Raw genomic sequence first — 19,816 nt, 5'->3', positions numbered from 1 at the left:
CGGATTGCCGGCCAGCGGCCGGCACTACCCCCTCAACGACGGGCGGCGTCGCTCTTCTCGCGGGCACCGTGGAATTCCGACGCCTTCTCCCACTGCGGCCAGCGGCGGCTGTTGGCCAGCTCGGCGCCCAGGTCGTAGACCAGCAGGGTGTCGGCAGCGTGGCCAGCCGGGTCCCAGCTCGGGGTCCAGGCATCGCAGGCCTGGTGGTAGCAGTCGGCGAAGTACTTCTCGCGCAGCGCGCGGCCGGCCTCGACGCCGCCGTCCAGCTTGTCCAGGCCCGGGCCGATGGTGATGGCCGGCACGCCCAGGCGGGCGAAGGCGAAGTGGTCGGCGCGGTAGAAGAAGCCCGCTTCCAGGTTCGGGTCGGGGCTGTAGCTGCGGCCACGGGCCTTGGCCACGCGTTCCAGGTCGCCTTCCAGCGACACCCGGCCCTTGCCCCACGACGCGATGTCACGCGTCGCACCGTCCGGGCTGAACATTTCGATGTTCAGCACGGCGGCGGTCTTTTCCAGCGGCGCCAGCGGGTGCGCGGCGTAGTAGCTTGCACCCAGCAGGCCCTTCTCCTCCGCAGTCAGGGCCACGAAGTACAGGCTGCGCTGCGGCTGCGGGCCGGCCGCGAACACGCGGCCCAGTTCCAGCACGGTGGCCACGCCGGTGGCGTTGTCGATGGCCCCGTGGCGGATGCGGTCACCCTTGGCATCGGGCTGGCCGATACCGAAGGCATCCCAGTGCGCCGAGAAGATCACGGCCTCATCGCCATGCTCGCCACCGGGCAGCTTGGCCACCACGTTGCGGGTCACCACCTGCTCGCGCTTCAGTGCGAAATCCACGCTCAGCTTCGCGTTGTCCAGCACCACCGGGCGGAAATCGGCCTGCATGGCCTTGCGCTTCTCGGCGTCGAAATCCAGGCCCGCGTCGGCGAAGATCGCCTCGGCCAGTTCGCGCTGCATCCAGCCACGCAGCGGCGTGTGCTGGGCCATCGCTTCGGCCTGGCCGCGTTCGATGTCGAACAGCGGCGAGGTGCCCGAGCTCTTCACCGTGGCCCAGCCGTAGGCGGCCGGCGCGGTCTCGTGCACGATCAGCACGCCCTCGGCGCCGCGGCGTGCGGCTTCCTCGAACTTGTAGGTCCAGCGGCCGTAGTAGGTCACTGCCTTGCCGTCGAACGCGCCCGGTGCATCGGCTTCGAAATCAGCGTCGTTGATCAGCACCACGGCGATCTTGCCGTGCAGGTCCACGTCCTTGTAATCGTTCCACTGGCGCTCGGGTGCATCGATGCCGTAGCCGACGAACACCAGCGGCGCGTTGTTGATCTGCACGCGCTTGCGCGGCTGCAGGCTCTGCAGCGTCACGTCCACGCCGTTGGCCAGCGTGCGCTTGCCCTTCTTCAGCTGCAGGCTGGCCTTGGCCGGGCCATCCAGCTGCGCACGCACCAGCGGCACCGGCTGCACCCAGCTGCCATCGGCACCACCGGGCTGCAGGCCGTAGCTGCGGAACTGCTCGATGAGGTACTGCACGGTGCGTTCTTCGCCTGCGCTGGCCGGTGCGCGGCCCTCGAACTCGTCCGAGGCCAGCACCCGCACGTGGCGCGACAGTGCCTGCGGATCGATGCCGCCGCCGGGCAGGTCGTTGGCCGCATGGGCCAGGCCCCCGACGAAGAGGCAGGACGACAGCAGCAACACGCGCATCGGATTCACGGCAATACCACGGCAGGAAGGGGAGTCACCAGAGTGTAACGTGGTCGTGACACCACGGCGCAGCCGTGCCGGTCAGCGTCGTGCGCGGTCCAGCCAGCACGCCAGGCCCTGCGCGTTGAGCTCGATGTCCATCGCCAGCACCTCGGCCACCGCGGCCTGGTCCAGTGCGCAGCCGTGCTGCTGCGCGCGTTCCAGGTACAGCGCCTGCAGCGCGGCCAGCAGGCAGCGGTGGCGGTCGGCGCGGCCATCGCACTGGCGGCCGATCGCCGCCATCGCATCGATCTGCTCGAACAGGTCGCCGGCCAGCTTTTCGACCTGCTGCACGCGGCCGTAGTGAGTCAGGTACATCGCCTGCGGGCCGTAGCCCAGCATGCGCTGGATCGAGGCCTTCATCGCCTCCGGGTCGAACTGCACCGGCGAGGAGGTGGGGAAGATGAAGGCGCCCTGCGCGCTGTCCAGCTCGCGGTAGGAAATGCCGAACGTATCGCCGGTGAACCAGCTGCGGCTGCGTGCATCCCACACGCAGTAGTGGTGCTGCGCGTGGCCCGGGGTGTGCAGCAGCAACAGCTCGCGGCCCGCCAGGTCGATGCGGTGGCCGTCATCGGCCACCACCACGCGGGCCTCGGGAATCGCTTCGATGCGGCCGTAGCTGCGGGCGATTTCCTCGGCGCCATAGACGGCGGTGGCACCGGCAATCAGCCGGGTCGGGTCGATCATGTGCGGCGCACCGCGGGGGTGCAGCACGGCCTTGGCATTGGGCAGCTGCTGCATCAGCAGGCCCGCACCACCGGCGTGGTCCAGGTGCACGTGGGTCAGCAGCAGCCAATCCACCGCCTCCACGCCCAGCCCGGCATCGGCCAGCGCCTGCAGCATGGCCGGCACGGACAGGCCGGTGCCGCAGTCGACGAACGCCGCACGGCCGTTTTCGACGATGAGGTAGGCGGCGTCGAAGTCGGGACGCTGGAAGCCGGTATCGATGGTGTGGATGCTGGGATCGGCGGTCATCGGCACGCACCTGGCAGGATCAGGAACAGACCCCCATGGTAGGCGCCAGCGCGGGCCCGGTTCGATGCGGCTTTGGTCGGGTAGTGCCGGCCGCTGGCCGGTTGTGGACGGGTCGGCGGCGGGTAGAGTCGACTGTCAGTCGACTTCGCGCGCAGCGCGGAATTTGGCGATGCCCGACAGGAGAGCAGTCGACCAACGGTCGACTCTACCGTTCCAGCCAGCGTGGCCGCAGCAGCAACGCCAGCACCAGCACCGCCAGGAACGCGCCATAGGCATACAACACGGCCAGCACCTGCGGCCAGATCGGTCCGGCGCGGGGCTGCACGCGGCCGATGTGATAGCCCCACAGCATCGAGCCGATGCTCAGGGCGAAGGCCAGCACCAGGGTGGTGGTATCGAACAGGCGCCGCCGCGCGGTGCGCGGCTGGCGCGGGAACAGCCAGTACAGGCTGCCCAGCAGCAGGAACCAGGGCAGGAACAGCAGCAGCGACAACCAGGCCATCGCAGACTCCATGTCATCGCGCCGGGGGCGCGCGGCCATCATGCCATGGGTGCAATGCCGTGGTGGTGCCGGCCGCTGGCCGGCATGTCCCGTGCGGTTGCCGGCCAGCGGCCGGCACTACCCGTCATTCGGCGCGCAGCACTGCCAGCGCGGCCAGCACGGCATCCACTTCGGCTTCCAGCTTGAACAGCTCGCTCTGCAGCTGGTCGCCCTGCTCGGCCTGCTTGATCACGGCAATCAGCTGGCCGGCATCGCGCGGCGAATCGAAGCCTTCGCTCTGGATCAGCAGCGTGCCGTCACCGGCGGTCAGCTTGAAGTAGAAGAGGCCGTCCTTTTCGCGGTACTGCTTGAACAGCGGCGGTGCCACGCGGGCCACGCCGGCGTCCTCGCTGGCGATGTCGCCGGCGCTGGACAGGTCACGCAGGCCCACCGCATGGCGCAGCTCTTCCAGCAGCGGTGCCGCCAGCTGCTCGCGCAGCTGCTGGCCACGGCGCTTGAGCAGCGCTTCGATCTTTTCCGGCTCGGCCATCAGCGCGTTGTAGCGCTCGCGCAGCGGCGACAGCTCGCCGTCGATGCGCTCGAACAGCTGCTGCTTGGCATCGCCCCAGCTGATACCGGCGGCGAACGCCTTGGCAAATTCAGCGGTCTGTTCCGGGGTGGCGAAGGCCTGGTACATCTGGAACAGCGCCGAGCCCTCGGTGTCCTTCGGCTCGCCCGGTGCGCGCGAATCGGTAAGGATCGAGAACACCAGCTTCTTCAGCTCCTCGCGCGGCACGAACAGCGGAATGGTGTTGTGGTAGCTCTTGCTCATCTTGCGGCCGTCCAGGCCGGCCAGCGTCGCCACCTGCTCGTCGATCACCACGTCCGGCAGCGGGAAGTACTCCTTGCCGTACACGTGGTTGAAGCGCTGGGCGAAATCGCGCGCCATTTCGATGTGCTGGATCTGGTCGCGGCCCACCGGCACCTGGTTGGCCTTGAAGATGAGGATGTCGGCGGCCATCAGCACCGGGTACATGAACAGGCCGGCGCTGACGCCCGCATCTTCATCCACGCCTTCTTCGCGGTTCTTGTCCACCGCCGCCTTGTAGGCATGCGCGCGGTTGAGGATGCCCTTGCTGGCGATGGCGGTGAGGAACCACATCAGCTCGGTGGTCTCGCGGATGTCGCTCTGGCGGTAGAACCACACGTGTTCCGGGTCCAGGCCACAGGCCAGCCAGCTGGCGGCAATCTCCAGGGTCGCGCGCTGGGTGCGCTGCGGGTCCTGCGACTTGATCAGGCTGTGCAGGTCGGCCAGGAAGAAGAAGCTCTCGATGTCCGGGGCGCGGCTGGCGGCAATGGCCGGACGGATGGCGCCAACGTAGTTGCCCAGGTGGGGCGTGCCGGAGGGGGTGATACCGGTAAGGACTCGGGTCGTCATGACTGCGTGGGGGTAACCTTCGATGAACGGGGCCAGTTTACCGCGCCCGTGACCAACCCCGTCAGGGCCTGCGGCGCGTTTGTTCACCCAACCCCGCTGGAGACGCCCGATGAAACGCCTGCTGCCCCTGCTGCTGATCCTGCCCCTGGCCGGCTTCCGCCCGGCCCCGCTGCCGCCGCCGGTCACCCAGGACGGCCCGGTCCGCATGACCCTGGTCGACCGCGACCGCGGCACCGAACTGCGCAGCTACCCGGCCGACGGCCAGCGCTGGGTGGCCGGCGATCGTGGCCATCGCTATGCGGTGCGCCTGTACAACGACAGCCCGCGCCGGGTGCTGGTGGTGTTGTCGGTGGATGGCATCAACGCCATTTCCGGCGAGGAGGCCAACCCCTCACAGACCGGCTACGTGCTCAACCCCGGCCAGCGCGCGGACATCACCGGCTGGCGCAAGAGCCAGGACGAGGTGGCCCAGTTCGTGTTCAGCAGCCCCGGCAACAGCTATGCCAGCCGCACCGGGCGGCCGGACAACGTGGGCGTGATCGGTATCGCGGTGTTCAACGAGCGCACCCAGTGGCGGCCGGAGCCGCGCCCCATCCTGCGCCGGCCGGCGTCGCCCGCACCCATGGCTGAAGCCTCTGCAGCCGCCGACAGCAGCGCCCGTGCCAGCCGTGCCGAAGGCTACGCGGCCAAGTCGCAGGCACCGGCACTGGGCACCGGCCACGGCGACCGCGAGACCTCGCAGGTGCGCGACACCACCTTCGACCGCGCCAGCCGCGATCCGTCCTACGTCAGCGAACTGCGCTACGACAGCGCACGCAACCTGCGCGCACGCGGCATCGTGCTGGATTCGCCCTCGCGCCTGCCACGCGAACCGCAGGCCTTCCCCAACCGTTACGTGCCCGACCCGCCCTCGCGCTGAGGCAGACAGCACGACGCCCGCACCATCACGGTACGGGCGCCGGGCTGTGGGGGCGCGCTGTGGGGGAAGCGCGACGGACCTTTACTTGAAGTCCGGATAATCCTTGCGGACGCTGTCGGAGAACTCGTGCACTTCCTTCTCCGCGCGGTCCTTGGCCCAGCCATAGCGTTCCTGCAGACGGCCGGCCAGATACTCGGCGTTGCCCTCGGCCACATCGAAATCGTCGTTGGTCAGATCGCCCCACTTGGCCTGTGCCTTGCCCTTGAGCTGCGACCACTTGCCGGAAATGATGTCTTTGTTCATTGCTGGAACCCTTGGTTGCAACGGCGTTCTTACCGTGGTTCCAGCTTCGCGCATCGGCTGTTGGCCAACGGTCAACCCGCAATGAAAAGCATGCTCACCTGCTTGAATGGTTCACTCCGCCTGCACCCTGGAAAGCGCGCACAAAAAAGGCCGGGACGTTGTCCCGGCCTCTTTCATTGGGCACCACCCCGGGCTCAGTTGCCCTTGGCGGCATCCTCAACCGACTGGCCTGCCTTCTGCACATCCTTGCCGGCGCCGGCAACGGTGTTGCAGCCAGCCAGCATGGCCACCGAGAACATCGACAACAGCATCAGGGCAACTACACGCTTCATGGTCTTCTCCTGGGGTTCGCCACTACATGGTTTTCATCGCGCTTGGCCATTCCCGCAGTGGAGTGGCCTTGCGTGAAGTGCAATCTGGCGTCTCCCGCGTGCAGCGAGTGTGAACAGGCTTCCAGGCCGTTCAGGTGCAGTCCGCTGACGCTCAGTCGCGCATCAGCGTGGACTTGCCGAACAGGCTTTCCACCAGGTCCACGGCAAGCTCGGCGGTCGCGTTCTGCTTGTCCAGCAGCGGGTTCAGTTCAACGATGTCCAACGAACCCATGCGGCCGCTGTCGGCAATCATCTCCATCACCAGCTGCGCCTCGCGATAATTCACTCCGCCCGGCACCGTGGTGCCCACGCCCGGGGCAATGCTCGGGTCGAGGAAATCCACATCGAAGCTGACGTGCAGGTGGGTGTTCTCGTCGATGCCGGCCAGTGCCGCTTCCACGGTGCGCTTCATGCCGTTCTCGTCGATGTAGCGCATGTCGTACACATCGACCTTGTGGGTCTTGATCAGGCGCTTCTCGTCCGGGTCCACCGAGCGGATGCCGATCTGGTGCATCTGCGCCGGGGTAATGGCCGGGCTGCTGCCACCCAGCTGGGTCAGCGCGTCCGGGCCGAGGCCGCACAGGCAGGCCACCGGCATGCCGTGGATGTTGCCCGACGGGGTGACATCGCTGGTGTTGAAATCCGAATGTGCATCCAGCCACAGCACGCGCAGGGTTTTGCCCTGTTCGCGGCACCAGCGGGCCACGGCGGTAATCGAACCGATGCCCAGGCAGTGGTCGCCGCCCAGCATGATCGGCATGCGCCCGGCCTGCAGTTCAGCGTAGCTGGCGTCCATCAGCGCGCGGTTCCAGGCCACCACCTCGTCCAGGTGGCGGTAGCCCTGCACCGGCGTGGTCCACGGGTTGCGCGGGCCGTCCAGGTTGCCCAGGTCGCGCACGTCCACGCCACGCGCCTCCAGCGCCTCCGGCAGGCCAGCCACGCGCAGGGCTTCCGGGCCAAGCCGTGCACCGCGATGGCCCGCGCCCACGTCGGTGGGCACGCCGATGAGGGTTACGGAAATGGGATGGGCCATGGGTGCCTCCTGCAGGCGAAAAAGAAGCACAGTCTAGCCAGAGGCATGTGACACCACTCGCGGCGGTGCAGCAGGAAAGCGGCCGATCAGCGGCGGCGCACCGGCGTCACGCTCTGCACCTCGCCGCTGTTGCGCAGCATGCACAGGAAGCGGCCATCGGGGTAATCGATGATCATCTCCTGGTAATCGCTGCCCACCGGCACCTGGGCCACCAGCGTGCCCTGTGCGCCCTTGCGCGTGTTGCAGGCCCCCAGCGCACTGCCACCGCTGGGTGCGCTGTACGCGGCGCGCGACGTGTTGCGGAACACCGCGCGGCAGCCGCCATTCACCCACACCGCGTGCCGCGACAGGCCCCAGTTCTGGCCCTGCTCGCAGCGCGTGCGGCTGATCTGGCGGGCAACTTCCACGTTGCCGCGCGTGTCCATCCCGCACGACACCTGGCGCTGGTCGATGGATTCGCAGGTGACCTCACTCGGCAGCGCCGCCCCCTCATCGTCATCGTGGTGGCGGCGGTCGTGCCGCTCCGTCGCGGCCGGTGCACCGCTGCCGCTGACCTGGCAGATGCCGTTGGCGCCGCCACGGCCGGTGTAGCTGATCTGCGGCGTGCCGTCGTCACCACTGGTGATCGACAGGGTCACGCCGCTCTGCGCATCGCGCGCTTCGAAATAGCGGTCGTTGAAGCGCTTCAGCGCCGCCTCCCGTCCCTGCACGTAGACCGGGCCGCCCTCGTCGGCGTGCACATCCAGGCCAACGGGGCAGCTTGCGTTGAAGAACGGCACGGCGGCCATGGCCGGGGCCGCGAAGGCGGCGCACAACAGTGCAGCGGTAAGGGAAACAGCGTGGCGACGCATGATGGATTCCCAAGGCGGCCCGGATGGGCGGATGGCGACAGTATGCGTCGGGAAGGGCGCGCCGGTCCGTGAGGAATATCAAGACCTCGATCGGCCATCGCGTGGCCGGGGCGTCACGGGCCGGCGCTATCATCCGGGCACCCCAAGGACGACCGGAACACCCGCATGGCCACCCCCAGCTTCGCCGCCGCCCAGCAGACCCTGCTTGAGCTGCAGCAGCGCATCCACACCTTCAGCCTGGACACCGCCAGCGAGTACGCGCTGGATATCGACGATCCGGCCGGGCCGTTGTGGCTGGCGCTGCAGACACGACTGACCGTGGCACCGCTGTACGGTGGCCTGCACGTGGAATTTTTCGGCAACCCGTGGGACGAACCGTTCGAATGGACGCTGGCCTGCCTGTCTGATCCGGGCGTGGCCGCTGCGGTCATGTCGCTGCGTTTCACCGGCGGGGATGAAGGCGCCAACGGCACCCGCGAATGGGCGTTCACCTCCCTGTTGGACAGCAACGTGCAGTTCCCGCGCCTGCGCTCGCTGGTCATCAGCCCCACCGCGCCGGAGCACCACAACACCTCGCTGATCCAGCGCGCGGGCTCGATCATGGAAGAGGCCGGCGAGATCGCCCGCTTCGCCAGCCGTGCCCCGCACCTGACCGAACTGGTGGTGCCCAACGCGCCGGATGCCCGCTTCTTCGACGTGCCACTGCCCCACCTGAACGTGCTGCAGATTGGCGGCGGCTACGACACCCAGCACTTCATCGAGCACCTGGCCGCATCGCGCAACCTTCCGGCACTGGGCCTGCTGGATTTCAGCGAATCCACCGAACTGCAGTTCACCTGGGCCGATGCACGGCAGGCCGATGCGGTGACACCGTTTGCCGCCTACGAACGGCTGTTCGCCAGTGACGCGTTCGCGGCGGTGCATATCTTCCGCCTGCGCAACAGCGCGCTCAGCGTGGCGCAGTTGCAGACGCTTCAGGCCCTGCGGCCGGGGTTGCAGTTCATGGTCATCCAGGCGGGCATGGGCGGTTACGTCAGCCATTTCGAGAAGAACGTGTTCCCGTGGGCGCATCTGGTGCCGGGCGATACCGGGCAGCGGTAACGGTCTGCTTGGCACCGCACTGAGGGTGTGCATGGCCTGGCGCGGCTGTTAAGCCAGCTTTGCGGTGCATGTGGGGCTTGGCTTCAAGCGTTGCGATGTTGGCGATCACGTCAGCACACCTCGAACGCGCTCGCGCACGTTGTCGCTTTTGCCATTTGAGCCGGAAAAACAGGCCAATCGCGATAATTCATTTTTCCTTTCGGAAACAGCGGATTCATCCGAACAATTGATTGGCGCGTCACGACTTTGCGTGCCCAAGATGAATTGCCACCCGCACCTGGTGGCCGGGACTTCCAAACCCGTGTTTTGATGAAGCAAGTTTGCGCTTGTCAGCCGACGTCGCCTGTATGTGGCGGCGTCGGCTGGCAATCCGTCTGCGGCTGTATGGCGGGCGGTGCGTGGGGGCCTTGTGCCCGCCGGCTCATCATTCCCGGTTTTGGAAGCCACGCATCGTCCGCCACCCTCAGTCGGTGGCATCTCCGTTACTGCCGAGGATGCCCGCATGTCCAAATCCCGCCACCCGTACCTGACTGCCACCCTGGGCGACGCCGCCACGCAGCTGCCGGCCGATCTGGCCCAGCCACTGGAGGACGCCTTCGCTGCCGCAAATGAAGTGCCCTGCACCATCACCCTGCGCAGCTGCCTGCAGAACATTGCCGCCGGCGATGCCGCGGATGGACAGCCCTGGCCGTTGCCAACCCGCACGCCTGGCCAGGCCGTCGACAACGCGCGCCGGGACCGCAGCGCCGCCGGGCTGGTCGCACTGCTGGAGCTGTATCACGCCAACGAACGTGTGCGCGTGGATGGCGAGGAAAAGGACGATATCGGCGACGGTGCGCGCGAAGGGCTCATGCTGGCCTGCCGGGGGCTGGCCGAATATGTGGCGTTGCAGTCACGGCCGGGGTGAGGCAGCGCACTCCGACTCACCGGCCTTGGTCACCACCTTTCCGGCCACGTCCACCATGCAGAAGCGGCCGTTGAACCAGCGGGATTGCGCCTCGTCCTTGTTGCCCGGCGTGCCCGGTGTGCGGCCCCAGAGTTCCACCTGGTAGCGCTTGCCGCTCTGCAGCGCGGGCGCGGGCGGTCCGCCTTCGCCGTAGGGCAGGCACTGCCCCGGCGGCAGCGGCGGTTCGGCAGACCCGGACTGCAGGAAGTCACGTTCCCAGATCGGCGCGCCGCCCGTGCCGACTTCCATCACCGAAACACCGGTGATGAGCGGCGCGTTGGCGCGCGTTTCGCGGGTATCGGGCACGCCAAAACACGGCACACCGCCACGGTCCTGGATGGTCGCCTGCTGGTAGCGCCCGGCGGGCGACGAACAGCTGGCCATCATCGGCAGCAGCAGGCCCAGCAGCGCGACCGGCACTCGCAGTTGCATCATCGGGTTGTCCTCGGCAGGTTGTCCTTGCTGCTGCGGTCGGCAAGGAACGGGGAAAGCGTGCGTTCCAGCTGTGCGCCGATGCCGGCCACCGCGCGATATCGGGTGTTGTTCATGCGCGACTGTGAGCCACGGAAGGTGACGAGGAAGTAATCGGCCAGCATGTCACCCTGCGCCTCCATGTTGTAGTCGTGGAACAGGCGCGTTTCATCCAGCACGTAGTCATAGCTCATGCCCGGCCTCGGCCCGCGCACGAGTTTGACGTTGTAGCCGAGCTGGTACTGCCAGACATGCGTCATCTCGTGGATGAAGAACTGCTGGTTACCGATGCTGTCGGCGGAGAAGTCATCGAGGTAGATGCCTTTGGGGAAGTACATTTCGCCGTTCGGGGTAACAGCGGTGTTCTTGTCCTGGAAGCCGAAAAACAGCCAATAGCCGTGGTTGTGGACCTTTACGCTGCTGTAGTCGACTGCATTGCCGAACACCAGCCGTGCCATCTCGATCTCGCCCGGGGTCAGGCTGCGCTCATGGCCCGGCGCACTCACCGGCACGACCGAGGTGCCCATTTCATCGGAGGTGGTCATCACCCCATCAAGCTCGAAGACCTCCTTGGCGTCGGCGCTGGCCGGCGACGTGCGTGCGCAGCAGCCCGTCGGCTGCTCGGGTGGATGCAGCTCGGCACGCGCGATGGGCTGGCTCTGGCCGGATGACACGCGTGCCGTTTCGCCCTGTTCATTGGTGGTGCCGTTGATGGACTGGCCATCGGCCAGGTGCAGCGTGTACGGCACATTCGCCAACGGTGTGCCCTGCGAGCCGACGAAGCGGACCGCCTGGTCATACGCAGGCAGCACCTTGCTGGCGAGCGGCGCCACGGCGCCCACGATGGCGGCGACCTTGCCGGCGGCACCTGAGCTTGCGCCTGCACCGCCCGCGGCCGCGCCCGCACCGCCACCGCCACCGCCACCGCCGGTGACATGCACCACGGACTGCTGGCTGGACAACACCCGGCAGCCACAGGCAAGCGCGCTGCCATGCAAGGCAACCGGCTGGCCATCGACCATCAGCGTGGCATCGCCTTCGACAATCGCGAAGACGCCTTTATGCAGACTTGGGCAGGTTGCCTTGTCCCCGATACGTGCGACGCCCTTGCCGGCAACATCGGTGTCCCCCGAGGCGGTGATCACCCGACCGCCGCTGGAGGTAACGTCCCCCATCACAATCCAGTTCCGTGCCATGTCCGTCATCCGTTGCAGACCGGGCCCATCATGCGACGAATCTGGCGGGCTCAACTGAATAGGCGGCTGGGGGAATCCTGCAAGGATCAGCAGGCGCTCTTTGCCGCCGGCGTCTTGGCCGCCTTGCGTGCGGGCCGGCGTGCGGGCTTGGTCGGCTTGCCGTCGCTCTTGATCGGCACAAGGCTCAGCCGGAACCCCAGCGACTTTGCCAGCTTGCTGAGATTGCCCAGGGTGGGATTTCCTTCACCACGCAGCATCTTGTACAGGGTTTCGCGGGCGATACCGGTCGTGCGTGCAAGATCAGCAATGTTGCGCGCCCGTGCCACCACCCCCAGCACCGATGCGATGAAGGCTGCATCGTCGGGCGCTTCCTCGAGCGCAGCTTCAATGAAGTGAACGATGTCCTGGTCGTCGTGCAGGTGTTCGGCCGCGTCCCAGTCATGCAGTTCCAGTGTGTTTTTCATGGCAGCCTGCCTTGTCTGTTGTCACGTGCAGCGTGTGGAAAAGTGTGGAATCAGAGCAGGCCCGCCAGTACGCGAGCGCGCTCGATGTCCCGGGTCTGACTGTCTTTGTCGAATGGCATGACGCATCCGCCCCTGGCCGAGCGGCTGCAGTGTCGGAATTGGCGTGATCCGTCCAGCCATAGACGGCGTCGTCAAGCCTGCAAAATTACTAGTGCCGGGCTCATTCTGAGGGACTCTCGCTCGATGTTGGGACGTAAGCTTGATTGAAGCTGCGAGCCTACGTGCGTGACGCCAGTGTGCCTGAAGCGGCAGGATGATGTTCACTCCACCAATGGAGGCAGCACAGCGATACTGCTAATTGGTAGGAGAGGCACGCTGGGGAGCACGGTACGACTGCGTGGCGCTCGGATTGAGGGGTTCCCCGCTCTCGGCAGTACTGCTTTCCTTGTATATCGCTCACATGCTGGTCGCACTTAGGGCGTGCGGCATTGTCCACGGTTACGGAGCATGGCATCCGCCGCTGTTCATTCTCGCAAGCGCTCACGCGCTTCATGTCAGGACGTCGGATGTCATTTGGCGCGCTACCGCATACTGAATTCACCACTGTAGATAGGAGTTGGAAATGAAGGAGATATTCCTGATTGTGGCGTTGGTTGGTCTCGCCGGATGTTCCCCACCCCCGGCGGCTCAGGACAGCGAGGTAGCAGCTTCCGAAGCTGATGACACATCGCGCGAGAACTCGATAGATCCGGCGGCCGTAATGAAGCTGCATCCGAAAGTTGTCGCCGTCGATACCCAACCGTTCGCTACGCCACCGCGACTTGTGATAACGCTCAAGGGCGACGGGTGGGGCGAGTCGGACATCCTTCCTGGATTCGCTCGGGACGCAAATTATGTACTCAAAAAGATGGCAAAGAAGAAGCTGATTCCGGCTGACCACGGCATCACCTTCATCCTCCGGATTGAAGCGAAATCCGGAGACAAGATGCTCGACCTCAATGTCCTGCATCTCTCGGTTGACCAGCCCGTTGTGGAATCCATCGCCGACGGTGCCAGTATCAGCGCACAAGTGTTTCTGAATACTTCGGACGTTAGCTTCAATGGCCGAATGGGGCGCGTCATCACACAGCGATTCTGCGCCGACGACAAGTATCAAGGCGCAGGCGGCGTGCTGCGTACCGCGGAATTCTGTGCCAAGGCGCTTGGCGATCAGGATTTGTCTTCCACCTGATCGTCAGCAGCCCATTATCCGGCGCGCTTTGGTCAGCAGTTGCTCCGGCTTTACTCCCACTTGTTGTCCTGCACTCGGTCGACCTAAGATCAAGCCGTAGCAACGAATTGGCCCATCGAGCGATGCGCTATAGATGTTTCGTATAGCCGGGCGCAGATGCCAGGTTGCCAGATGACGAGCGCCCGAATGATTCCCGACGTAGTACCCAACAAAGTAGTTGTTCTCTCTGGGTCCGGCCTGAGCGCGGAAAGCGGCTTGCCTACATTCCGCGATTCGCACGGCCTCTGGAACAATTATTCGTGGCAGGAGGTGGCCAGCCCTGAGGGCTGGAGGCTTCGCCCAGAAGCCGTCTTGGCCTTTTACAACGAGCGTCGCCTGAAGGCATGGAACGCGTTGCCAAATGCCGCACACTCCGCGATCGCGTCCTTGGAATCGGCCTTTGATGTAGTCGTGATTACCCAGAACGTCGATGAGCTTCACGAGCGCGCGGGCTCCAGCAACGTGATTCATCTACATGGCCAACTTGCCTATGCGCGTAGCACGTCGGACAGCCCGAAGCGCTACCGTATCGAGGACTCCTCGATTTCGCTTGGGCAGCTGTGCGAAGACGGGACGCAGCTCAGGCCTGACATTGTCTGGTTCGGGGAAGAAACGCAGCACATGGATGAGGCGCGATGGCATGTATCCACCGCAGCAAAGGTCCTTGTCATAGGCACATCACTTGCCGTGTACCCGGCGGCTTCGCTGGTCAAGGCTGCGCGCGGCAGGGCCGAGAAAGTGCTGGTCTCGCTCGAGATGGATAGGATTCCCTATGGGTTTACCTACCTGCAGGGCTTGGCAACCACTGTGACTCCTCGCCTGGCCCAAAAGTGGCTCACTGGCACGAGTGAAGGCTCAAACAGCGCCCCGTGAGGCGTGAAGTTGTTGGTGCCGCTTATCCGAATCGAACGGATGACCTACTGTTTACAAGACAGTTGCTCTACCAACTGAGCTAAAGCGGCATGGGTGCTTCACCGGCGGCAGCGCCGCGGTGGGGCGATTCTAGCGCAGTCGCGTGCATTCCAGCGACCGCTGCTGCGCGGCGCCGCTGCGCTGCTGCACCTGCTTCGGTTCGCTGCCGGCGGCCAGCTGCCCTTCCAGCCACCACTGCCCGGCGTCGCCACTGGCCACCAGGCGCGGCTGGAAGCCGGCGGCTTTCACGGCGGCAATGCGGCGCTCGGCGCCCTCGCGGTTGCGGTACTGGCCCAGGGCGATGGCGTTGCTCTCTTCGCCCTGGCTGATGATGTAGTAATCGCTGAGACCGGCGGCGACGATGCGCTTGACCGTGGCCTGCGCCTCCTCGCGGCTGGCGGCGACTGGCAGCAGCACGCGGTAGCGGGTGCTGCCGCTGGCGGCGGGCTGTTCGCGCAGGCGCGCCGGGGCCAGCAGGCTGCCGGCGCGGCCTTGCGCGGCCACGGCGGCGGCGCGGTCGGCAAACGGGCCCAAGGCGACGCAGCGCGGCGGTGCGGCGGGCTTCTCGGCAGCGGGCTTCGCTATGGCTGGCGTTTCAACCACCGGCGCAGCGGGCTTGGCGGCGGCAGCCACGGCGGGTGCTGGGTTGGCAGCGGGGGCGGTTTCGGCGGGCGGCGGTGTCGCCGGTGCCGGTGCCTCAGTGGCCGCCACGGCGGCGCTGGGCGCGGCTTCGCGCTCCTGCAGGGCTTCGGTGGGCGTGGCGGCGCTGGTCTGGGCCACGGCAGCGGCATCGGTGCCACCCGGCAGCCAGCGCAGCTCGGCCACGCCGGTGGCGGGCTGGGGCGGCGTGGCCGGCGCGGGTTCACTGCGCAGCAGCCACCAGCTGGCGACGCCTACGTTGAGGATGGCCAGCACGACAATCAGGGCACGGGTCAGCATGCTGCCGATACTAGCCTGCGGGCTGGTGCACCGCCCAGCGGGCGAGGCCGTCCAGCACCAGCGACGGGTGGTAGTCGGCGCCGTCCAGCAACGGCATCAGCGCGGGTGCGCCGCCGCCATGCACCAGCAGCGCGGGGGCCACGCCCAGCAGCGCCTGCGCGTGGCGGGCGCTGCGTTCCACCAGCGCCACGGCAGCACCGTCGCAGCCGGAGGCCAGCGCATCGACGGTGTCGTTGGCGAATTCGCTGTAGTCGCCCCCACTGGCCGGCAGCTGCACCGCACGCGCGTGCAGCGCTTCGCGCATGGTAGTGGGCGAAGCGGAAATGCGGCCACCGTGGTGCTGGCCGTCGGCGTCGAGCAGATCGATGGTCAGCGCGGTGCCCACGCCCACCACCAGCACCGGGCGGCGCGCGGTAGCGGCGGCCAGCAGTGCGAGGAAACGATCGACGCCGAATTTTTCCGGCTTGGCGTAGGCAATGCGCACGCCCGCGCATTCGGCACTGGTGCGCACCACGCGCACATCGCCGAAGCGGGCCTGCAGCTGCTGCAGCATGGCGGTGGTCAGCGACGGTGCGGCCACGCTGGCAACAAAGGCGGTGCCGCCCGTGGGCAGGCTGTGCGGCGGCTGTGCGGCCATGCCTTCGGCGCCATGCGCCCAGGCCTGCACATCGCCGGCACGGTCACCCTGCAATGGCGCGAACTTGAAGCGCGAATTGCCAAGGTCGAACAACCAATCGCTCATGCCTTCCTCACGCTCACTTCGCCGGCGTGCAGCAGGCGCTCGTGGCCATCGATGCGCACGCGCAGGGCGCCGTCATCGGCCAGGCCCAGAGCGGTGCCGTGCTGCCATTGGCCTTCCAGTTCCACGCGCACCTCGCGGCCGGCCAGCATGTCGAAGGCGGCATAGCGCGGCAGGAACGGGGCCAGGCCCTCGCGGTCGAAGACCTCCAGTGCCGGCAGCAGGCGCGCCAGCACGGCGGCCACCACCACGTTGCGGTCCACGTGGGTACCGGCCAGGGTGTCCAGGTCCACCCACGGCTGGGTGATCTGTTCGGCGAAGGCCGGCGGCATGTGCACGTTGATGCCGATACCGATGACGGCACGCGCCGGGCCGGCGTACTCGCCGCCGCCCTCGGCCAGCAGGCCGACCAGCTTGCGGCCGTCCACCAGCACGTCGTTGGGCCACTTCAGCTGCGCCTGGGTGTAGCCCAGGTCGTGCAGGGCCTCGGCCACGGCGATGCCGGCCACCAGGCTGAGCCCAGCCAGGCGGCCCAGGCCGCCGGAGAACAGCCGCAGCACCGAGAGATAGACGTGGGCAGCCAGCGGCGAGGCCCAGCTGCGGCCGCGACGGCCACGGCCGCCGGTCTGGCGCTCGGCCAGCAGGGCGCAAACGCCGCGCTGTGGCGCGCTGCAACGCAGCAATTCGGCATTGGTGGAATCCACCGTCCAGGCCACCTGCAGCTCATGCAACAGGGCCACGGCGTCGTCGGGCAGGTGCGCGCGGATGGCCGCCGGGTCCAGCAGCTCCAGCGGCTGGCTCAGGCCATAGCCCTCGCCTGCACGGCCTTCGATGCCCACACCGGCAGCCCTAAGTCCTTGAATGCGCTTCCAAATGGCCGCCCGGGTCTGGCCCAGCTCACGGGCCAGGGCGTCGCCGGACAGGCGACCGGCAGCGAGTTTGGCCAGCAATTGGCGATCGTCCACGGCAGCTTCCACAAGGTCAGAACGGAATTATGCGGGAAAGCCGCCAGCGACGCCCGCGGGGTGCCGGGGGCGGGGCTTCCAATCCGGGGCCGGGTTCGGGCTAGAATCGGGAACTCACCCTCCCTTAACGTGGATGTCGTCAATGCGCCGTTATGCCCATTGCCTGATCCTGCTGACGATGCCCTTTGCGGCGTCGGCGACGGCATCGCTGGACGACAGCCGTGGGGGCTGCGTGTACTCCACCCCGGACGCCGCTTCGCAGCGTGCCGCCACGTCCACCGCTTCGGCCACCGCAGCCAAGCCGGCGCCGGTACGGCCGGCGGCCAGCAGCGCCACCAGCAGTGGCGGCGGTGGCAGCGATGACGATGTGCTGCAGCGCATCCGCGCGCCGAAGTGGCACAGCTACCTGCCGGGTATGTTCCGCTGATCAAGTCGTTGCTGCAGTGGCTGCGGCCTGCGCCGCGGCCGATCGAAGATGCGGTGTGGAATGAAGCCTGCGGCCGCGCCGCCTGGCTGCGGGGCCTTGGCGATGCGCGCCGCGCGCGCCTGCGCGTGCTGGCCACCCGCTTCCTGCATGAGAAGACCATCACCCCGATTGGCGAGCTGCAGCTGCAGGTGGCCGATGGCGTGCTGCTGGCCGCGCTGTGCTGCCTGCCGCTGCTGGAGTTCGGCGAGGTCGGGCTGGAGGGCTGGTCGCAGCTGATCGTCTACCCCGACGCCTTCCGCGTGCACCGCAGCCACATGGATGCGGCCGGCGTGCTGCACGAATGGGATGACGAGCTGATTGGCGAATCGTGGGACAGCGGTCCGTTGATCCTGTCGTGGGCCGACGTGCAGGCCGACCTGGCCGCGCCGCACGAGGGCTACTGCGTGGCCGTGCATGAAATGGTGCACAAGCTGGATGCGCTGGATGGTGCGATGGACGGCACCCCGCCGTTGCCGCGTGCGTGGCAGCGCGAGTGGGCGGCGGCGTTCCAGCAGTCCTACGACGCGTTCTGCGCGCAGGTGGATGCTGGCGTGGAGACGCTGATCGACCCGTATGCGGCCGAGGCGCCGGAAGAGTTCTTCGCGGTGGCCAGCGAGTACCACTTCTCCGCGCCGGATCTGCTGGCGCACGCGCTGCCGGACGTGGCCGCGCATCTGCGGCGGTTCTATGGCGAGCCGCCGGCAATGGCCGATTGATTCATCCGTTCGCCGGGCATGGCCCGGCGCTACCTGCGGGCACGTCGACCGGTAGCGCCGGGCCATGCCCGGCGGATCGAAGTGCCGGGGTTTACGGCCCCGGTGGCAGGCGCACTTCGAAGCGGGCGCCGCCCAGCTCGCTGGAACGGGCCACCAGCAGCTCGCCGCGGTAATCCTTGATCAGGTCCTGCACGATCGACAGGCCGATGCCGTGGCCCTGCACGCGCTCATCGCCGCGCACACCACGCTGCAGCACCTTGCCGATGTCTTCCGGGGCGATGCCCGGGCCATCGTCGTCCACCGCCAGCAGCAGGCCGGCGCGGCGCGCGTTGGGTGCCGGCAGCGGCTGTGCGGTCAGCAGCACGCGGCGCTTGGCCCACTTGAAGGCGTTTTCCAGCAGGTTGCCCAGCAGTTCCTGCAGGTCGCCCGGTTCGCCATGGAAACGCGCGGCCGGGTCGATGTCGAATTCGCACAGCACGCCCTTCGACGCGTAGACCTTCTCCAGGCCACGGACGATTTCCTCGGCGTTGGATTCCACCGGCAGCGGCGCGGAGAACAGCTTGTGGCCCGACGAGGCGGCACGCGCCAGCTGGTAGGACACCAGGTTGTTCATGCGCTGCAGCTGCACATCCAGTTCCTCGCGCAGGGCGCCATCGCCGGCACCGCTGTCCATCTGCGTGCGCAGCACGGCGATGGGCGTCTTCAGGCTGTGCGCCAGGTCGGCCAGGGTGTTGCGCTGGCGCTCGAGGTTCTCGCGCTCGCTCTCGATGAAGGCATTGATGCTGTCGGTCAGCGGTTCCAGCTCGCGCGGGTGGCGCTCGCTCATGCGCTCGGTCTCGCCGCGCTGCACCTTGGTCAGCTCGGTGATGACCCGGCGCAACGGGCGCAGGCTCCACTGCAGGATGACGGTCTGCAGCAGCAGCAGGATCAGGCCGATGCCGCCCAGGTAGAACCAGACCCGGCTGCGGAACACGCGCAGCTGCGCGCCCAGCGCGCGCGAGTCTTCCATCACGTAGATGGTGTACGGGAATTCGGTGGCGGGGTCGGCGTCGGCATCCCACACCAGGCCCAGGCCGTAGCGGTACACCGAGCCCTGGCTGCCGTCGATCTGGATCATCGGCAGCGGGCCTTCGAACACTTCCTGGCGCGGGGCCAGCAGGCCGCCGCCCACGGTGGGCAGCATCGGGCCTTCGGCGGACATCGAATTGCCCTTGCCGTCCGGCATCACCACCTGCAGGTACAGGCCACTGCCGGGCACGTCGAAGCGCGGATCCGGCGGCTGCTCGCGGATGTACAGCGAGCGGTCGCGGGTGAAATCGATGCCGGCCGCGTAGGCCGTGGCGTAGTTCTTCAGGCGCTCACGCAGGTTCGCCTTCGCCGTATCGGCGAAGGCGGCATCCAGCGCGTAACCGGCCAGGGCCAGGAACGCGACCAGGCCCACGGACGCGGCGAACAGCTGGCGCGCCTGCAGTGAGCGCGGCCGCCAGCGTCGGAAGAACCACAGACGGCCGGACATCGTTTATCGCCTTGTGAAAG

Annotated in this window: 22 protein-coding genes and 1 tRNA gene; 7 read left to right on the top strand and 16 right to left on the bottom strand. The window is 67.2% G+C overall.

Going from position 1 to position 19,816, the window contains the following annotated elements:
* Positions 1 to 32 precede the first annotated feature (32 nt).
* The 4 genes from C1927_RS01470 to C1927_RS01455 all read right to left on the bottom strand — a co-directional run bounded on the left by C1927_RS01470 (position 33) and on the right by C1927_RS01455 (position 4,618).
* Positions 33 to 1,685: a M28 family metallopeptidase gene (locus C1927_RS01470; RefSeq protein ID WP_108745748.1), complete on the bottom strand. Its 1,653-nt coding sequence runs from the start codon at positions 1,683 to 1,685 to the stop codon at positions 33 to 35.
* 81 nt (positions 1,686 to 1,766) lie between these two features.
* Entirely contained in the window at positions 1,767 to 2,699 is a 933-nt protein-coding gene (locus tag C1927_RS01465; protein ID WP_108745747.1) for an MBL fold metallo-hydrolase, read from the bottom strand.
* Between the two features lie 205 nt (positions 2,700 to 2,904).
* Positions 2,905 to 3,201, bottom strand: a complete 297-nt coding sequence (locus C1927_RS01460) for a hypothetical protein (RefSeq protein WP_108747745.1) — start codon at positions 3,199 to 3,201, stop codon at positions 2,905 to 2,907.
* A gap of 124 nt (positions 3,202 to 3,325) precedes the next feature.
* On the bottom strand, positions 3,326 to 4,618 hold the full coding sequence (locus tag C1927_RS01455) for a tryptophan--tRNA ligase (RefSeq protein ID WP_108745746.1): 1,293 nt from the start codon (positions 4,616 to 4,618) through the stop codon (positions 3,326 to 3,328).
* A gap of 109 nt (positions 4,619 to 4,727) precedes the next feature.
* Here C1927_RS01455 and C1927_RS01450 point away from each other — a divergent pair, with 109 nt between their 5' ends.
* Entirely contained in the window at positions 4,728 to 5,537 is an 810-nt protein-coding gene (locus C1927_RS01450) for a hypothetical protein (protein WP_079224921.1), read from the top strand.
* Between the two features lie 81 nt (positions 5,538 to 5,618).
* Here the strand turns inward: C1927_RS01450 and C1927_RS01445 are convergent, their stop codons facing one another.
* From C1927_RS01445 to C1927_RS01430, 4 genes are all read right to left on the bottom strand, one after another.
* Entirely contained in the window at positions 5,619 to 5,840 is a 222-nt protein-coding gene (locus C1927_RS01445) for a CsbD family protein (protein WP_079224919.1), read from the bottom strand.
* A 194-nt stretch (positions 5,841 to 6,034) separates the two neighbouring features.
* On the bottom strand, positions 6,035 to 6,172 hold the full coding sequence (locus tag C1927_RS01440) for an entericidin A/B family lipoprotein (RefSeq protein ID WP_079224917.1): 138 nt from the start codon (positions 6,170 to 6,172) through the stop codon (positions 6,035 to 6,037).
* Between the two features lie 151 nt (positions 6,173 to 6,323).
* On the bottom strand, positions 6,324 to 7,244 hold the full coding sequence (gene rocF / locus C1927_RS01435) for an arginase (RefSeq protein WP_079224915.1): 921 nt from the start codon (positions 7,242 to 7,244) through the stop codon (positions 6,324 to 6,326).
* Positions 7,245 to 7,330: 86 nt separating this feature from the next.
* The gene (locus tag C1927_RS01430; protein WP_108745745.1) at positions 7,331 to 8,095 is read right to left on the bottom strand and encodes a DUF3011 domain-containing protein; all 765 of its coding nucleotides are present in this window, start codon (positions 8,093 to 8,095) and stop codon (positions 7,331 to 7,333) included.
* 165 nt (positions 8,096 to 8,260) lie between these two features.
* Here C1927_RS01430 and C1927_RS01425 point away from each other — a divergent pair, with 165 nt between their 5' ends.
* Positions 8,261 to 9,196 carry a hypothetical protein gene (locus C1927_RS01425; protein WP_108745744.1) on the top strand — a complete coding sequence of 312 codons (936 nt, stop codon included), beginning with the start codon at positions 8,261 to 8,263 and terminating at the stop codon, positions 9,194 to 9,196.
* A 502-nt stretch (positions 9,197 to 9,698) separates the two neighbouring features.
* Complete coding sequence (locus C1927_RS01420; protein ID WP_079224910.1) at positions 9,699 to 10,103, top strand: hypothetical protein; 405 nt, start codon at positions 9,699 to 9,701, stop codon at positions 10,101 to 10,103.
* Here the strand turns inward: C1927_RS01420 and C1927_RS01415 are convergent.
* From C1927_RS01415 to C1927_RS01405, 3 genes are read right to left on the bottom strand one after another with little or no spacing between them, the layout of a single operon-like run.
* Positions 10,089 to 10,577, bottom strand: a complete 489-nt coding sequence (locus C1927_RS01415; protein WP_108745743.1) for a hypothetical protein — start codon at positions 10,575 to 10,577, stop codon at positions 10,089 to 10,091. The genes C1927_RS01420 and C1927_RS01415 overlap by 15 nt on opposite strands.
* Positions 10,574 to 11,863, bottom strand: coding sequence for a PAAR domain-containing protein (locus C1927_RS01410; RefSeq protein ID WP_254051524.1), 1,290 nt, complete (start codon positions 11,861 to 11,863; stop codon positions 10,574 to 10,576). The genes C1927_RS01415 and C1927_RS01410 overlap by 4 nt, the downstream gene beginning before the upstream one ends.
* 32 nt (positions 11,864 to 11,895) lie before the next feature.
* Entirely contained in the window at positions 11,896 to 12,273 is a 378-nt protein-coding gene (locus C1927_RS01405; protein WP_108745742.1) for an addiction module antidote protein, read from the bottom strand.
* 622 nt (positions 12,274 to 12,895) lie between these two features.
* On the opposite strand from C1927_RS01405, the gene C1927_RS01400 reads away from it, so the two are divergent.
* Both C1927_RS01400 and C1927_RS01395 read left to right on the top strand, forming a co-directional pair.
* Positions 12,896 to 13,504, top strand: a complete 609-nt coding sequence (locus C1927_RS01400; protein WP_108745741.1) for a hypothetical protein — start codon at positions 12,896 to 12,898, stop codon at positions 13,502 to 13,504.
* Positions 13,505 to 13,690: 186 nt separating this feature from the next.
* Entirely contained in the window at positions 13,691 to 14,416 is a 726-nt protein-coding gene (locus C1927_RS01395; RefSeq protein WP_108745740.1) for a Sir2 family NAD-dependent protein deacetylase, read from the top strand.
* A gap of 13 nt (positions 14,417 to 14,429) precedes the next feature.
* Here C1927_RS01395 and C1927_RS01390 read toward each other — a convergent pair.
* The 4 genes from C1927_RS01390 to birA form a co-directional block, all read right to left on the bottom strand.
* Positions 14,430 to 14,505: transfer RNA gene (locus C1927_RS01390), tRNA-Thr, on the bottom strand.
* Between the two features lie 40 nt (positions 14,506 to 14,545).
* A complete protein-coding gene (locus tag C1927_RS01385; protein WP_108745739.1) occupies positions 14,546 to 15,394 on the bottom strand; it encodes an SPOR domain-containing protein in 849 nt (282 codons plus the stop codon).
* A 10-nt stretch (positions 15,395 to 15,404) separates the two neighbouring features.
* A complete protein-coding gene (locus tag C1927_RS01380) occupies positions 15,405 to 16,136 on the bottom strand; it encodes a type III pantothenate kinase (protein WP_108745738.1) in 732 nt (243 codons plus the stop codon).
* Positions 16,133 to 17,098 (bottom strand): bifunctional biotin--[acetyl-CoA-carboxylase] ligase/biotin operon repressor BirA, encoded by a 966-nt coding sequence (gene birA, locus C1927_RS01375; RefSeq protein WP_108747743.1) that lies wholly within the window; start codon positions 17,096 to 17,098, stop codon positions 16,133 to 16,135. Before birA ends, C1927_RS01380 begins: the two co-directional genes overlap by 4 nt.
* Positions 17,099 to 17,240: 142 nt before the next feature.
* Between birA and C1927_RS01370 the strand changes: the two genes are divergently transcribed.
* Both C1927_RS01370 and C1927_RS01365 read left to right on the top strand, forming a co-directional pair.
* Positions 17,241 to 17,525 (top strand): hypothetical protein, encoded by a 285-nt coding sequence (locus C1927_RS01370; RefSeq protein WP_079224897.1) that lies wholly within the window; start codon positions 17,241 to 17,243, stop codon positions 17,523 to 17,525.
* Entirely contained in the window at positions 17,492 to 18,280 is a 789-nt protein-coding gene (locus C1927_RS01365; protein WP_174208661.1) for a M90 family metallopeptidase, read from the top strand. The genes C1927_RS01370 and C1927_RS01365 overlap by 34 nt, the downstream gene beginning before the upstream one ends.
* A 91-nt stretch (positions 18,281 to 18,371) precedes the next feature.
* On the opposite strand, the gene C1927_RS01360 is transcribed toward C1927_RS01365, so the two are convergent.
* On the bottom strand, positions 18,372 to 19,796 hold the full coding sequence (locus tag C1927_RS01360) for a sensor histidine kinase (RefSeq protein WP_079224893.1): 1,425 nt from the start codon (positions 19,794 to 19,796) through the stop codon (positions 18,372 to 18,374).
* Positions 19,797 to 19,816 lie beyond the last annotated feature (20 nt).

Origin of the sequence: Stenotrophomonas sp. ZAC14D1_NAIMI4_1, assembly GCF_003086775.1 — a bacterium.
GTDB lineage: Bacteria > Pseudomonadota > Gammaproteobacteria > Xanthomonadales > Xanthomonadaceae > Stenotrophomonas.
Note: the sequence above shows the minus strand (reverse complement) of the source record. Positions and strands in the feature narration are given on the sequence as shown.